The organism is Mesorhizobium sp. CNPSo 4671 (assembly GCF_057784245.1).
Genome location: NZ_JBWLUW010000002.1, coordinates 554,154 through 569,064, shown reverse-complemented (window position 1 = coordinate 569,064; position 14,911 = coordinate 554,154). Strand labels below are relative to the sequence as shown.

General features: G+C 65.6%; 12 protein-coding genes. 4 read left to right on the top strand and 8 right to left on the bottom strand.

Features of this window, described 5'->3' with window-relative positions:
- Window positions 1-174: 174 nt before the first annotated feature.
- The gene (locus AC04SF_RS07245) at window positions 175-399 is read right to left on the bottom strand and encodes a hypothetical protein (protein WP_488477160.1); all 225 of its coding nucleotides are present in this window, start codon (window positions 397-399) and stop codon (window positions 175-177) included.
- A gap of 416 nt (window positions 400-815) precedes the next feature.
- Here AC04SF_RS07245 and AC04SF_RS07240 point away from each other — a divergent pair, with 416 nt between their 5' ends.
- Window positions 816-1,127: an EthD family reductase gene (locus AC04SF_RS07240; RefSeq protein WP_488477159.1), complete on the top strand. Its 312-nt coding sequence runs from the start codon at window positions 816-818 to the stop codon at window positions 1,125-1,127.
- Between the two features lie 174 nt (window positions 1,128-1,301).
- On the opposite strand, the gene AC04SF_RS07235 is transcribed toward AC04SF_RS07240, so the two are convergent.
- The 5 genes from AC04SF_RS07235 to AC04SF_RS07215 form a co-directional block, all read right to left on the bottom strand.
- Window positions 1,302-1,610 (bottom strand): EthD family reductase, encoded by a 309-nt coding sequence (locus AC04SF_RS07235; RefSeq protein ID WP_488477158.1) that lies wholly within the window; start codon window positions 1,608-1,610, stop codon window positions 1,302-1,304.
- Window positions 1,611-1,689: 79 nt separating this feature from the next.
- Entirely contained in the window at window positions 1,690-2,913 is a 1,224-nt protein-coding gene (locus AC04SF_RS07230; RefSeq protein WP_488477157.1) for a GNAT family N-acetyltransferase, read from the bottom strand.
- 31 nt (window positions 2,914-2,944) lie between these two features.
- Window positions 2,945-4,174: a GNAT family N-acetyltransferase gene (locus AC04SF_RS07225; RefSeq protein WP_488477156.1), complete on the bottom strand. Its 1,230-nt coding sequence runs from the start codon at window positions 4,172-4,174 to the stop codon at window positions 2,945-2,947.
- Window positions 4,175-4,177: 3 nt separating this feature from the next.
- On the bottom strand, window positions 4,178-5,479 hold the full coding sequence (locus tag AC04SF_RS07220) for an MATE family efflux transporter (RefSeq protein WP_488477155.1): 1,302 nt from the start codon (window positions 5,477-5,479) through the stop codon (window positions 4,178-4,180).
- The gene (locus AC04SF_RS07215; RefSeq protein ID WP_488477154.1) at window positions 5,476-6,645 is read right to left on the bottom strand and encodes a glycosyltransferase; all 1,170 of its coding nucleotides are present in this window, start codon (window positions 6,643-6,645) and stop codon (window positions 5,476-5,478) included. The genes AC04SF_RS07220 and AC04SF_RS07215 overlap by 4 nt, the downstream gene beginning before the upstream one ends.
- Window positions 6,646-7,074: 429 nt before the next feature.
- Between AC04SF_RS07215 and AC04SF_RS07210 the strand changes: the two genes are divergently transcribed.
- Window positions 7,075-8,244, top strand: coding sequence for a DUF1972 domain-containing protein (locus AC04SF_RS07210; RefSeq protein WP_488477153.1), 1,170 nt, complete (start codon window positions 7,075-7,077; stop codon window positions 8,242-8,244).
- Window positions 8,241-9,518: a glycoside hydrolase family 5 protein gene (locus AC04SF_RS07205; RefSeq protein WP_488477152.1), complete on the top strand. Its 1,278-nt coding sequence runs from the start codon at window positions 8,241-8,243 to the stop codon at window positions 9,516-9,518. Before AC04SF_RS07210 ends, AC04SF_RS07205 begins: the two co-directional genes overlap by 4 nt.
- Before the next feature lie 86 nt (window positions 9,519-9,604).
- Here the strand turns inward: AC04SF_RS07205 and AC04SF_RS07200 are convergent, their stop codons facing one another.
- Window positions 9,605-10,933, bottom strand: a complete 1,329-nt coding sequence (locus AC04SF_RS07200; protein WP_488477151.1) for a VpsF family polysaccharide biosynthesis protein — start codon at window positions 10,931-10,933, stop codon at window positions 9,605-9,607.
- Between the two features lies 1 nt (window position 10,934).
- A complete protein-coding gene (locus AC04SF_RS07195) occupies window positions 10,935-13,025 on the bottom strand; it encodes a GumC family protein (protein WP_488477150.1) in 2,091 nt (696 codons plus the stop codon).
- Window positions 13,026-13,371: 346 nt separating this feature from the next.
- Here AC04SF_RS07195 and AC04SF_RS07190 point away from each other — a divergent pair, with 346 nt between their 5' ends.
- Window positions 13,372-14,874 (top strand): glucosamine inositolphosphorylceramide transferase family protein, encoded by a 1,503-nt coding sequence (locus AC04SF_RS07190; RefSeq protein WP_488477149.1) that lies wholly within the window; start codon window positions 13,372-13,374, stop codon window positions 14,872-14,874.
- Window positions 14,875-14,911 lie beyond the last annotated feature (37 nt).

Sequence of the window (14,911 nt, the reverse complement as noted above, 5' to 3'; positions counted from 1 at the left end):
AGGATCCATGCCGTGACTGCAGCCGTAGAGTGCGGCCGGGCAGAATTTGGACCGCAGCGGCGATTTGATGTCACGGCATGGATCCCAGGGTCTCCGCGACGTCGCTTCGCTCCTGCTCCGCCCTGGGATGACGAAAGGAAAGGAGCGGCATGCATCAGGTGCAGTTCACCACGCTCAATCGTCGGCAGCCGGCGTCAGCTCGAGCTCGGACGGCGACAGGCCCTGCTGCAGCTGGCTCAGCCGGAATTCATCCACCCAGTAGGCCTCGCCGTCGACCAGCACGCGTGCGCGGTAGGCGCCGTCCGAAAAGCTCTGCGCGGTGATGTAGACCTTGTGGGCGTCGAGCGCCTTGCGCACCGCGGCGCGTTTGGCATTCTGGCCGGTGACGGGACTGAACATGACGCTGCCCTCGGTCGCCCTGACACATCAGGCGACTGGGCTCAAGGATGACGGAGACACGCTGTCCTGTCAATTTCGGGCGCGAGCACGGCGCGTGGCCGGCAAAAACTTGCAGGCAGTCCAGACCGGAGCTGTTTTCAGCTTGCCGATCTGGAACCACCCACCGCCTTGTGTCCTTCCCAAGACAGTGGCTCAGGTAACAGCATCGACGCCGATCCGCTTTGACTTGGATCAAGTGCGCCGCCATGCAGCCACTCGCCAGCGGCCAGTATGGCGATGCGCGGAATGTTTTCGGTCGCGGGGTCATGCCGTTGGTCCTGCGAAAATCCCGCGCCCCTGTCGAAATCCGCCCCCGGCGAACGACATTGGTGTGGCGCCGACCAGGCGCGATCACGTCAAACGACAGGAGCACCATCATGGCCAAGATGCTTGTCATCTACAAAACCCCCGCCGATCCAGCGGCCTTCGAGCGGCACTATTTCGACATCCATCTGCCGCTCGCAAAACAGCTTCCCGGGCTGCGGCGCTACGATGTCAGCAAACAGCCGATCGTGAACATGTTGCAAGGCGAGACGCCCTACATTGTCGCGACCCTCTATTTCGACAGCCTGGACGCCATGCGCGCGGCCTTTGCCAGCGAGATCGGCAAGGCCTGCGCCGTCGACCGTCGCAAATACGCGCCTGACGACCGTGTGACGATGCTGCTTTTCGATTCCGAGGCGATGTGAATCGTTAATTCGCGGGCAGGCCTCAGGGCAGAAAAACCCGTCGTCTTGCGGCGGCGGGTTTGACGGCAACGTCGAAAGGCCATTTGCGTGTCAGTGCGCGGACGGGAGCGCTAGCGCCGTCAAGCGGCAGTTGAAATGCCTCGGCGAGAACGCCGTCGCCGAGCGGCTTTCGTCTCAGACATCCTCGCTGTCGAAGATCAGCATATCGGCGCCACCCGTCGCGAAGATCTGGAGATCGGCTGCGGCCGCCTGCCCCTCGGCGCTGGCAAATGCATTCTGGATGGCGGCCAAGTCGTCGAACTGCAAGGTGGCGATCAGATGGACCTTCGCCGGTCCCGCCGGGGTCATCACCGGGCCGCGGTTAATTTCGTAACGCCGCAATCCCGGGATGGTCTTGGCCAGCGGAATGTGTTTTTTGCGGTAGTAGGCATCGAACGCCGCCGGGTCGCTGGGTGTGCCGTACATCACCACCAGGCTTGCCATCATTGCCTCCAGAAGCCGTTGCTCTTTCGGGAGCGTGATGGCTTTGGCGGGAGCTTGTCAATCTGTCTGGGCGAACGCCTCAGTTCTTCAATCGCCGAAATCGCCGCATCACGCCCTGCACGGCCTTGTACAGCCCCGGCTTGGAGCGCACGAAAAGCTCGGTCTTGCCGCGCAGCTTGATGTAGGCGGTCGAGCCCCTGCCCTTCAGCGTCACCGCCTCGCACAACTCTGCCAGCACCGCGCTCGAAGCGCCGATATGCTGCTTGTATCCCTGGCTGCCGACCGACAGGTCGAAATAACCGAGCCCCTGCTCGCATGCCCACACCATCAGCTTGCCGATCGTCGTCAGGCCCGGCGAGACGTTGGGAACCGCGTCCTGGTCGATCCCGAGCAGAAGCGCGTGCAAGGTGCCCTTCATGACCAGCACGTAGATGACGGCGAGATAGGCTTCACCGGCACGCAGTCCGAACAGCCGCACCGAGCCGTCGGACAGGCCCTGCAGGGCGGCGTTGCGGTAGAACTCGACGACCGGCGCCTGCGTCAGGAGATCGAAGCGCCCGAGCTCGCGGAAACGGTTGAGCCTGAGTTCCAAAAGCGTGGCGAACTGCTCCTCCACCGCGTCAGGCGTCTCGGCTTCGACCAGATCGAGCTTGCCCAACTGTTCGAAGCGGCGGCAGTGCTTGTGGAAATTCTTGGCGAAGGACGACTTGCAGATGCGCTTGATCAGCGTCTCCGGCTCGCCATCGAGCGCCAGGCCCGAGGCAATCTGGATCGAGTCGCGCGCCACCGAAAGCAGCGCCAGCGGATTGTCGACGCCGTGAATCTGTCGCGGAATTCCCGCGATGTGGAAGCGGTCCGTTGGCGGCAGCACGGCGCACACCGCCGCCCAGGCGGCGTCCGCACTCTGCCTGGTCCACGGTCTCGCATCGGCCAACAGTGGCGCCGAATAGTCGCACACGCCGCCGCTCAGCCATTCGATCACAGTGTGGCCCCGAGCCCGGCGGCGCATCAGCGGCAGCAGCATCACCGGCGCACCCGTGGCGGCGTCATTCACCTCGACGACGAGCAGCTCCGCCTTTCCGGGCATCAGCCGTTTGGCGATCCCTTCCACCCAGGCAAAACCCTGGTGGCCGGTGCACAGGCCTGTCTCCTCAAGGCGCAGCCAGAGGGGCTTTACGGTGTCGAAGCTGGTGTGCAGCCGCGCCGTATAGTGCGCGACGGCACCCAAAGCGGCGACATCAGGAGAAACCGGTTGACCCGGTGCATCAGCCACCGCTTCTGTTCGCATTGCCAGGCCTGCCACGTAGTTCTCCTATCGTTCAGGCCCGCCCTCGTCATCCTCCACGAAGACGCCGCAAACCCCGCATCATCCCCTGGGCCGCAGTGCGCAGCCGTGGGTTGGAACGCACGAAGGCTTCGGTCCGGTTGCGGAGCTCGATGGCACTGCTCGCGACACGGCCCCGCACCGTCAACCCATGGCGAAGCTCGGCCAGTACCGAAGCCTTGGCGCCCATACGCTCCTTGTAGCTCTGGTCGCCGACCGACAGGTCGAAATAATCGAACCGCCGCTCGCGCGCCCAGCCTATCAGCCGGCCCATGATCAAGAGGCCCGGTGAGACGTTGGGTACCACGCTCTGGTCCATAGCTATCAGCAGAGCATGAACAGTCCCTTGATGGACCACCGCATATTGGACAGCGATCAGGGCATCGCCAACGCGCAGCCCGAAGAGCCGCACCGAACCGTCCGACAGACCCTGCAGGGCGGCGTTGCGGTAGAAATCGACAACCGCCGCCTGCGTCAGCAGGTCGAAGCGGCCAAGCTCGCGAAAACGGCTGAGCCGCATCCGGATCAGTTCGCCGAAGATCTGCTCCACTTCGGCCTGCGTGGCGGCCTCGACCAGTTCCACGCCGCCGAGCCGTTCGAGCCGGCGCCAGTCCTTGCCGAATTCCTTGACGAAGGATGGCCTGCACAGGCGCTTGAGGACGGTTTCCGGCTCGCCGTCGATGGCCAGGCCGAAGGTGGTCTGGAGGGAATCGCGCGACGCCGCGAGCAGTGCCAGCGGATTGGCGACGCCGTCGATCCGCCGCGGAATTCCCAGGATGTTGACACGGTCCGCCGCCGGCAGCACGGAACGCACCGCCGCCCACGCGGCCTGCGCGGATTGTGCGGTCCACCCGCTCGCATCAGCCAGCAGCGGTGCCGAATAGTCGCAGACGCCACAACTCAGCCATTCGATCACCCGATGGTGGAAGGCTGGCCGCAGCATCAGCGGCACCAACATCAAGGGCGCGCCCGTCACCGCGTTGTTCACTTCAACGATGAGCGGCTCCGCGCCTGCCGGCATCAGCCGCGCCACGATCCCCTCCACCCACGCGAAATGCTGGTGGGCGGTGCAGACACCATCCGTCTGGAAGCGCAGCCAGAGCGGCCTGACCGCTTCGAGGCTGGTGTGCAATCGCGCCGTGTAGGCGTCGTTCGCGGCGACGATGACGGGGGGAGAGGCCTGCCCGTCGGGCAAGTCGGTCACCGCAGCAATTTGCACTGCCTGGCCTGCCAAATCCATCTCCTATCGCCTCGCCGCGGCGAACGTGACCGCCCGCCGCCAGGAGCCCAAGCGGCTGTTGCGCTGCTGGTCCGGGTGCTCAATGTTCCACATGCGGTGATGCACGAAATACCATGATGCCGCGAGCACGAAGATCTCGGAGACCGCGGAACCCAGCAGCGCCCACGGCGGAGACGCGATTGCCAGCAGGATCGCGATCAGCGCCAGCCCGACGATCGCGCCGCCCAAGGTGATGAAGGCGACTATGCGGAAATCGCCGAGGATCTCAAGCACGATGCGGGGCATGATGTAGAGCATGATCGGGATAAAATTCGCGGTCACGAAAAGCCCGATGAACCCGACCGAAGCATCCTGGAGAGCCTGGGATTTGATCATCGGCAGGACGAACAGGATGGCGCATCCATAGGCCAGGCCGCCCAGCCCCATGACCACCGACCAGATTTTCGCCTGCGCCCAGACGCGGCGCGTTTCGCCCAGTCGCATCAGCTTGGCGAGCTCCGGCTGCGTCATGTTGACGAAAGCAAGGCTGATGATGCGCAGCGGGGCGAACAGCACGATCACCGCCGCCAGCGGTGCATAGGCGGCAGGCCCGGCAATGCCCGCGACCAGCAACGCCAGGCATTGACCCTGGATGTTGGTGGTGGTCGCGCTGAACGCCGACCAGCACAGCTGGCGCCACAGCCTGGTATAGCGCCGGCGCGTCGGCATGCGGAAGGAGATGCGGACCGTGCGGCGCGCCAGCCGGACCAGGACGAAGATGCCAATCACATTGGCTGCGGCAAGGGCATAGAACACGGTCTGCAGCGCGGCCCCGGCGAACCAGATCGCCAGCCCGGCGAACACGGTGCCGGAGATCGTGAAAGCCGCGTCGCTGATGGAGACGATCACCTGCTGACGGCGCGCGAAGAATGCCGTGCGCATATGGCTGCGCAGCGACCATGCGCCGACGAAGCAGCCGGCGGCAATGCCGCTCGGGTCGCCCAGGAGATGCATCAGGACGGCCGTGCCGACGGCCATCAGCAGCGCCACGACCAGGGCCGCCGTTCCGAAGGCCACGTCATGGGCATCGACGCCGGCGCTGTTGGTGCTCTTGCCCATCCATATCGAGGCGGGAACCGCGGTGAGCGACCGGATGTAGGACAGGCCGACGCCGCCCATCACCATGGCAATGGCGAAAAGGCCATAGCCTTGCGCCGACAGCATGTGCAGCAGCGCGATGTTGAGGGCAAAATGAAAGCCGCTCTGCATCGCCTCGCCGCCGATCATCAGCACGAGGCGTCGCACAAGATGGATCGGGAACTTCACGGCCGTGTCTCCGCCTGGCGCGTGCTTGCCACCCTGCCCGGCCTTGCGATCGCGGCTTTCAGCTTGTCGGCAGCGATGGCCGCGATCGCGGCCGCTGCGACCGGCTCGCTGAAAATCGTCTCGTAGCGCTTGCGCCCGGCGGCGATGAAACCGCGCCATGCCTCAGGAGCGAGGATGATCTCGCGCAATTTCGCGGCAAGGGCCGGTGCATCGCCCGGCGCAACGTGCCAGCCGGTCTCGCCGTCGGCGACCACCTCGACCAGACCGCCGATCGCCGACACCAGCGGCGGCCGGCCATAAGCCATCGCCTCGATGGCGACGCGGCCGAGCGATTCCGGACGCCGCGACGGCACGGTGACGATGTCGGCCCAGCGATAATGCTCAGAAGGATCCGGGATGAAGGGCAAGGCGCTGACCTGTCCGGTGAGCCCCATGGTTTCGACCAGTTCGGCCAGCGCGCGCTCGCGCTCGACACTTTCGAAGGCGCCGCCGACCAGCCGCACCTCGATCCTCGATCTGAGTTCCGCCGGCAGCGAGGCGATCGCCTCCAGAAGCACTTCCTGGCCCTTGATCCGGTTGATGCGGCCAAGCAGCAGCACCCGCAGCGGGCGTTGGCCGTCATAGGTCATCGCTTGCGCCGCCGCCGGACCGGCAACACCATTGTAGACGACGTAAGAGCGCGCGTATTTGGGCTCGCCGAAGGTGGCGCGCGTCGCTTTCGAATTGAAGATGAGGTCGGCATGGCTCCAGTGCATCAGGCCGACGAGGATCCGGCGCAGCACGCCTTCGGGAATTTCATGGATGTGCAGCAGCGCCTTGGCAGGCAGCAGGCGCGAGGCCAGCGCATAATCGGCGACGATCGAGGTGTTGACATAGACGAGGTCGCAATCGCTGAGGCGCCGCCATGCCCGCCACAGCGCCACCGGCAGCCGCGCCATCTCGATGGTCGCCAGCTTGAACATCGCCTGCCGCCTGAGCACCCAGAGCGGTTCGAAGACGATGCGGCTGGCATGAGGCTCCAGGATTTCGACGATTGGCCCGCTGCGCGGCAAGACCACTTCGATGTCGGCGGACGGAAACGCGGCGCGCAACGCCGCGACGCTCTCCGCGAAGCTGCGGTCGGAACCGTAGAGTTCGTAGCCCTGATGGATGCAAGCAATCCGCATCTTCACATGCATCTTTCTGTCAGGGTGGTGAGACGATTCCGCCGCCTGACGCCGGAAACTTCAAGCCAACACCCCTTTGGACTTCCCTCGTTATCAGTGTGGTCATGAAACGGATGTTGAACCCGGATCACCACATCAATGCTGCACGCCCTCCGCCGATTCCGGCGCGCAGAAGTCCATTTGCAAGGATTATGCCGAGCTAATATATCCATTTGCGGGTCGACTAGCCCCGGCATCGCCTCGTTTCGATACACATACGTTGGGAAGGTTGACCGATAATGAAACAACCACGGCGGTTGGAACAAATATTTTACAACCCGGGTGCGACAATGGCCGGAATCGCGTCTGGCAGGCATATTGCAAGGCTGCGGTTTTAAGATGAGACAGCCTTCCTCAGCGGACCGAGCGGACTTGAAAGCGCCAGCAGCCATGAAATCGGAACAGCCTGCCATCCTGATCCTGGGAACGCGCGGCATCCCAGCCGCCCATGGCGGCTTCGAAACCTTCGCCGAGAAGTTGGCCCTTTTCCTGGTCGCACGCGGCTGGAAGGTCGGCGTCTACTGCCAGGAAGAGGTCGAGCGGGTCGACCAGCGGGTGCGCCTCGACAGCTGGCGCGGCATCGACCTCATCCACGTCCAGGTCGCCTCGAAAGGCCCGCGCGCGACGCTGGAATTCGACTGGCAGTGCGTGCTCGACGCCGCGCGCCGGCCCGGCGTCTGCCTGGTGCTCGGCTACAATGGCGCGGTCTTCCTGACCTGGCTCAGGCTGATGCGGCGCAAGATCATCACCAATATGGACGGCATCGAGTGGCGCCGCCCGAAATGGGGACCAGCGGCGCGCACCTGGTTCTGGCTCAATGAGTGGATCGGCGCATGGGCATCGCACCGCCTGGTCGCCGACCATCCGGTCATCGCCGATCATCTGGCGACGCGCCGGCCGCGCAGCGCCATCGCCACCATCACCTATGGCGCCGATCCGGTGACGTCGGCGCCCGAGGCGCCGGTGCGCGCGCTCGGCCTCGAGCCCGGAAAATACCTGATCTCGATCGCGCGCATCGAGCCCGACAACAACATCCTGCCGATCGTCGAAGCCTTCTGCAGCCAGAAGCGCGACATGAAGCTGGTGGTGCTCGGCACGCTGTTCGACCAGATTCCCTATCATGTCGCGGTCCGCAAGGCGGCGAACGCCTCGGTGGTCCTGCCCGGCGCCATCTACGATCAGGCGGCGGTGAAGGCGCTCCGCTACCACGCGCGCGCCTATATGCATGGCCACACGGTGGGCGGCACCAACCCGTCGCTGGTCGAGGCGCTGGCCGCCGGCAACATGGTGATCGCGCACGACAATCCCTACAACAGGTGGGTCGCGGGTGCCGCCGCCATCCATTTCACCGATACGCAGAGCTGCGCCGAGAGGATGCAGCAGGCGATGGAGGATGACGCCTTGGTCAAGGCCTGCGGCGAGGCCGCCAGGAAACGCGCCCGCGAAGCCTTCCGCTGGGACGATGTCCTGCTGGCCTATGAGAATGAAGCCTACCGGCTTCTCGGCGTGAGCGCCCCAAGAACGGCCGCGATCGACCGCCCCTCGCCCGACGCCGTATGACCGACTGGTCGCGACGGCGGGTCCTGAGCACGGCGCTCTCGACGGCGCTGGTGCCCGCTGCCGCGGTGCTGGCGCCGCTTTCGTCCACACAGCCGGCGCAGTCCGCCAGCGGCGAATGGCGCTTCCGGCGCGGCGTCAACGCCTGGCCCTGGTTTGCGCTGACGCGCGAGTTTCCCGCGCCGCGTACCGATTATGACTGGCCGCCCTTTCAGTCGCAGCGGCCGGTGCCGACCCCAGACGACCTTGGTCGGCTGCGTCAGACCGGGCTCGACTTCATCCGCCTGCCCGTCGATCCCGGCCCGTTCCTGGCCGCCGACGCCGCGACGCGCGCAAAATTGCTGGACATGGTGGACGCCGCCGTCGCCGCCAGCCTCGACGCCGGCCTTGGCATCATCGTCAACGTCCAGGCCAATGGCGCCACCCATTACTGGAACCCCGACCGCATGCTCTCCAGCACCGCCGCGCCCGAATTCGCGGCCTATCGCGGGCTGGTGGGCGAGCTTGCCGGCAGGCTGGCGCGGTTCACACCGGGCATGGTGGCGCTGGAGCCGGTCAACGAGCCGGCGCAATCCTGCGATTCCAACGTCTGGTCGCAGGTACAGGCATCCCTGCTGACGGCGGCCAGGGTGTCATCCCAAACCTTGCCGCTGGTCGTCACCGGCGGCTGCGGCTCGATGGTCAGCGGGCTCGCGGCACTCGATCCGGCGCCGCTGGCGGCCTTCGAGCCGATCCTGTTCACCTTCCATTTTTACGAGCCCTATCTGTTCAGCCACCAGGGCGCGCCGTGGATGCGCGAGCCGGTCTATCGCGCGCTGAACAATGTGCCGTGGCCGGCCTCCGCCGGTTCGCTCGACGCGACGCTCGCCTCCGTCCGGGCGCGCATGGCCGGGGATACCGAGACCTCCGAAGCGGATAAAAAGGCCGCCTATGCGGAAACCGAGCGCGTGCTGAAAGTCTATTTCGACGCCCAGCCGGATCGCTGGTTCATCGACAAATATCTCAACCAGGCACGCGCTTGGGCCGACAGCCACGGCATCGCGCCCAACCGCATCATCATGGGCGAATTCGGCGCGCTGCGCACCGACGCCCGCTACACCGCCGCCCCCAACGCCGACCGCGCCCGCTACATATCAGATGTCCGGCAGAGCGCCGAGGCGGCCGGCTTCCCCTGGGCCTTCTGGGACCTCTTCGACGGCATGGGCATGATGGACGGCACCACCCGCGCGCTGGATCCTGCGATGGTCGAGGCGCTCGGGCTGAGGATGCCAGAATAGGTCGTGGATCGTGGCGATTGGCTGAGCGCCTCCCTTTGTTCGTCATCCTAGGGCGGAGCAAGGAGCGAAGCGACGCGGCGCAGGCCCTAAGATAACGAAACGCGGGGTTGCGTCTGGGGCCGCCCCACTACACCCCGCACCGGCCGGTACAGCACCAGCGCGATCACCACGAACTTCGTCATCAGCGTCGTCTTCGAGGCCAGGCTTTCGGAGGTGTTGAGCAGGATCAGCCAGCCCAGCATCGTCAGCCAGATACCGGCATGGCAGCGGCGCGCCACTTCGTGCATGAACAGGGCGAAGCCGACAAACAACAGCAGGGTGAAGAAGGCGCCCTGGTAGAGGATCAGGCGGATGATCGGGTTTTCGATGCCCTGCTCGAGGCCGCTGATGCGGCGCAGGCTTTCGATGAGATCGATATCAGGCCCCACGATCAGGTCGCGCAGTTCGAAATGTTTGAAGAGCTCGAACATTTCGACGCGGGCATTGGCGCTGCCGGAGTCCGACACGAAGCGTTCGAGCAGCGCGTCGAAGAAGCCGTATGACGCCGCGACCGCGATGACCACCGGCACCAGCGCGGCAAGGATGAGGCCGAGTGCCGCGCCAAGCAGGTTGACGCGCCCCGTGCGCAGGCTACGCAGGCCCTGGATGAGCAGGTAGCAACCGCCGAGCACGATCGTCGTCACCATCGCGGACCGGCCGCCAAACGCGACCAGCGCCGCGAATTGCAGGCCGATCAATCCGAGCCGCACTGGCATGGACAGCGATCTCGAACCGGAGAGCAGCGCCAGCACATAGATCGAGGTGACCGTGGCGTTGGACAGCGGATGGCCCTGAAGCGCCGTCGAGCGCAAGTCACTCATGAACACCTCGCCGTCGAGGCGATAGGGAAAGATCAGCGTCTTGGTGGCGAACTCGAACAGGGCGAGCAGAGCGTTCACGGTCATGATGGCGTGAACGACGGTCTGCATCCGGGCAAACGTCTTCTCGTCGTCCTCGCCCAGCATCATCACCAGCAGCGCCGGCGCGACGAACGTGTCGATCATGCCGGCCATGCCGGGACGCTGCCTGGCAATGACGACGACCAGCAGCACGATCGACATGACCGCCATCAGCGTGCTGGCCGGCCGCCGGTCGGCAACGGCGACCATATAGCCGACCGGATTGCCGAAGGTGCAGGCGCGCCAGGCAAACACCAGCACGAGCAGATAGGTCGACGGATGGATCTTGGTGGCAGGGTTGCCGGTCAGGCCATCGTAATTGTAGCCCACCAGCCACAGCATGCCGCCGGAGATGCTGAACAGCAACGCCACCGTTGCGACCAGGCCAAAGCTGGTCAGCCAATCGACGGAGCTGCCGGCGACTCGACCCGAACCGGCCCAGCCGGTTGCCGGGTTGGTGGCCCGGACGGCAGCCATCTCAGGCCGCCTCGTCGACCAGCAAGGCGCCGGTCGGCAACCGCCCCATGACGGAAATGGCCTGCGAGGCCGCCGTGACGTCGGCCATCGGCGTCGAGTTCAGAGTCGCGACCATGACGATCTCGTCAACCATCGCGACCAGCGGCGAGGCGTTGAGATTGTCGGCCAGCGCGCCGCCGTCGACGACGACGAGGTCGAAGTTGCGGCCCGCCTGGGCCAGCATGTGCTGCGTGAAATAGACGCCCTGCGCCTCGGAGAAGACGGCCGTTTGCCGGCCCCTGCCCAGAACCGCGACATTGCTGCCGGCCGTGCGCTGGCTCACCGCCTCGAAGGCATATTCGCCGCGCAGCACGTCGAGGAGACCGGGTTGCGGCTCCTTCTTGCCGCCGCTGGCGTTGTTGGTGTCGATGAACAGGACGCGGCTGCCCCTGGCGGCCGCGGCATTGGCGAGCAGCCGTGCCACCCGGCCCCGATGCGCGGCGTCTTCCGGCGGCGACGTCAGCAGGACGGACGGCACCAGCGGCCAGTTCGGCGGACGCCGGCTGGACGCGAACAGGCGCCTCAGCGCCAGGCCCGCGACCGCATCCGTCTTCTGCCCTGCCGCAACGGCGGCACCGCCGAAAGGCCACAAGCGGCGGCCACTGCCCGCCTTTGCCGGCAGCACGCCAAACACCGGCGCGTCGATGACCGATTGCATCTGCGCGCTGGAAAGCACGGTCGGCGAGGAATATTCCGCGATCAGCGCGAGCGCGGTGCCCAGTCCCAACCCGCCGAAGAGGGCGCCGAACAGCAGCAGCGGCAAGGGCGGCCAGCTCTTCTTCAAAGCGGGCATGGCCTCGGAGATAATGCGCGCATTGGTGCTGTCGACATTGATCTGCTCGCGCGTTTCCTGCGCCCGCTGCAGATAGGTGGCGTAGACGGAGCGCACCGCCTCGAGGTCGCGCTGCAGTTCGCGCAGCTTGACCGAAGCCTGGTCGGTGTCGAGCGACTTGCTCTTCATGCCGGCGACCTTGGCTTCCAGCGCCTGCTGGTTGGCCAGCGCCCGCTCGTAATCGGTCTCGGCGGCGGCGCCGATGCGGCCGAGTTCGCGCGCGATGAGCGCGCGCGTGTCGCGCAGCTGCTGCTGGGCGGCGATCATCGAGGGGTGGCGCGGCCCGAGTTCCGTGCCGAGCTGCGAGACCTGGTCGACAAGCGTCGCCTCTTGCGCCCGCAGGCTCGAAATCACCGACGAACGCATGGCTTCCGAGGTCGCGTCCGGCGCGCCGCCGGACCGGCGCAACTGGTCGACCTGCGCCTTCAGTGCCGCGGTGCGGCTCTGCGCGGCAGAGAGCTGCGTGTTGATCTCGGTCAGTTCCTGGTCGCTGACCAGATTGCCCGCCGCCATCACCATGTTGTTGGCGGATTTGTAGGCCTCGACGGCGTTCTCGGCCTGCTGCACGCGCTTGCGCTGCTCGTCCAGCCGCGCGGTGATGGAGTCGGAAGCATCCGTGGCCATCTTCGCGCGCGCGCTCGCCCGGTCGGCCAGATAGGCCTGCGCAATGGCATTGGCGAGCTTCGCCGCCTTGTCGGGGCTCTTGGCGGTCACGATCACGTCGAGGACCAGCACCTTGTCGGCCCGCTTCACCGCCAGCACCCGGCGCAACGCATCGAGCGTCTTGCCTGTCCTGTCGGTTTCGGCCGAGCCCGAGCCCAGCACGCCGCCGAGCAAACGGCCCAACAACCCGCCCTGCCCGTTGAATTCCGGATCCTCGGTCAGCTTGGTTGCCTCGATGGCCTTGAGCAGCACGCCCGTCGACTGGACGACGCTGACCTGGCTTTCCACCATGGTGATGCCGCCATCGGGCGGAACGCGGCTCGGATTGACGTCGTTGGTGACCACCTGCAGGTCTTGCGGATCGATGATGATTTCCGCCACCGAGCTGTACAGCGCCGGCGTGAGCAACCCATAGGCCAGCGTCACGAGGGTCAGCAGCGCCGCGGTGGCGATGATCAGGAAACGACGGCGCACCAATATGCGCTTCAGGTCACCCAGCTCGACGGTCGAGGATGCATAGGACGCCGTCGGCACGGGCTCCGGGGCAGCATATTGCATTGCCTCGGGAGCATGTTGTTGCGGCAACGAGAGCAGGGATGATTGCAAAGGTCGCTCCGACAACACTCCATGTGTCTGCAAGTCTAAATTGCAGCTTCAACTAGCTATTCCTCCAACTGTTAAAACACTGTTAATTATGTTGGGAGCTCTTCTGATTTTTGGCACGGAGTTTGCCTAATAAAGGCACGAGCGTGTCAACACGGGCGCGGGCGAGCAGGGGACGTATGGAAATGGGGCAGCACTTCACTCCGGCCCGTCCGTGCGGCCATCTTCCCTGCCCAATTTTCGAACACCGGCCCGATTCCGAACATCAAGACACAGAACAACAAAATGCTAGGGGTGCGACATGCAGGTGAGCCTGCGCCTGGACGGCGAATGCGTCCGTGCTTTCCACCTGACGCTGCTGCAACGCCTTGCGGCATTGCCGCAGGTCGAGGTTTTCGTCGACGCCCGCCCGGCCGGGGGCCGCATTCCAGGCAGCATCGCGGCGCTGTTCCAGCTTGAGACGGTCCTCCATGGCCTGCCGGCGGACGGGCTGGCCAAGCGCCTGCCGCTGTCGGCACTCGCTCCCTATCGCACGCAACCACCCGCCTCTCCCGATCTGGTGATCGACCTCTGCGGCGATGTGAGCTCGGAAGGAACACGCGTCTGGCGCGTCACCTATGACGGCGCCGCCGGTGAAGCCGCCCTGCTGGCGCTGATCCTCGACGGCCGCACGCCGATTGCCCGCATCGAGGAGAACGGCGCCACCGTCGCCGAGGGACGCCTGGGCACCGAATATGGCGGCATCGCGCTCGCCGCCTTCCAGGATATGCTGGCACGCACGGCAAGCCTGATCCTTGCGGCAATGACCGGCGCGGCACGCGCCGCCCTGCCAGTGCTGCCTGAGCCGGCGCAAGCCGGTGCCTCGCCGCAGATACCTTCCACCGCCAAGCTCGGCATCAGGGCGGGCAAGGCGCTGGCGCGGCGCGTCGTCCAAAAGATCTACCACCTCTGCTACAACGCCCCGCACTGGAAGGTCGGCTGGCGCCAGACCGATGGCCGCGACCTCTACGACCTGCGCGCCCATCCGGCAACGGGCTGGCAGGTGCTGCCCGACGATGGCAGCCGCTTCTATGCCGATCCGTTTCCGATCCTCTACCAGGGAAAAGTGACCCTGTTTGTCGAGGACTATGTCCACCGTCTGGGCCGGGCCATCATCTCCGCCGTGCCGTTCGGCCCATCAGGGCCGATCGGACGTCCCGAGCCGGTGCTCGACCTGCCCTATCACCTCTCCTACCCCTTCGTCTTCGAGCGCGACGGCGAAGTCTGGATGGTGCCGGAAAGCTGCGCCAACCGCACGGTCGATCTCTACCGCGCCACCGCCTTTCCCGGCGGCTGGGTCAAGGAAGCGACGCTCTTGTCCGACATCGTCGCCAGCGACGCCACTCTGGTCGAGCATGGCGGGCGCTGGTGGCTGTTCGCCACCGTCCGCGACGGCGGCGGCGCCTTCTCCGATGCGTTGCATCTGTGGTCGGCGCCGGACTTTCGCGGACCCTGGACGCCGCATCCCAAAAATCCCGTTCTGGTCGACATTGCCTCGGCGCGGCCGGCCGGTCGCATGGTCGAACGCGACGGCCAATTGCTGCGTCCGGTGCAGGATTGCCGCAGGAGTTATGGCGCTGCCCTTGGCATCGCACGCGTCGCTCACCTTGATTTGAACGGCATGGAGCAGGTCGTCGAGACCATCTTAACGCCTGGCGCGCTATGGAATGGACGCAAGCTGCACACGCTCAACGAGGCGGGCGGCCTGGAATTCATCGATGGCTCGGCGATCGCGCCGCGCTGGAAACAACAGGCCCGGCGTTAAGGTAAACAAATGTTACTACCGGGTACGCGCATCGGTT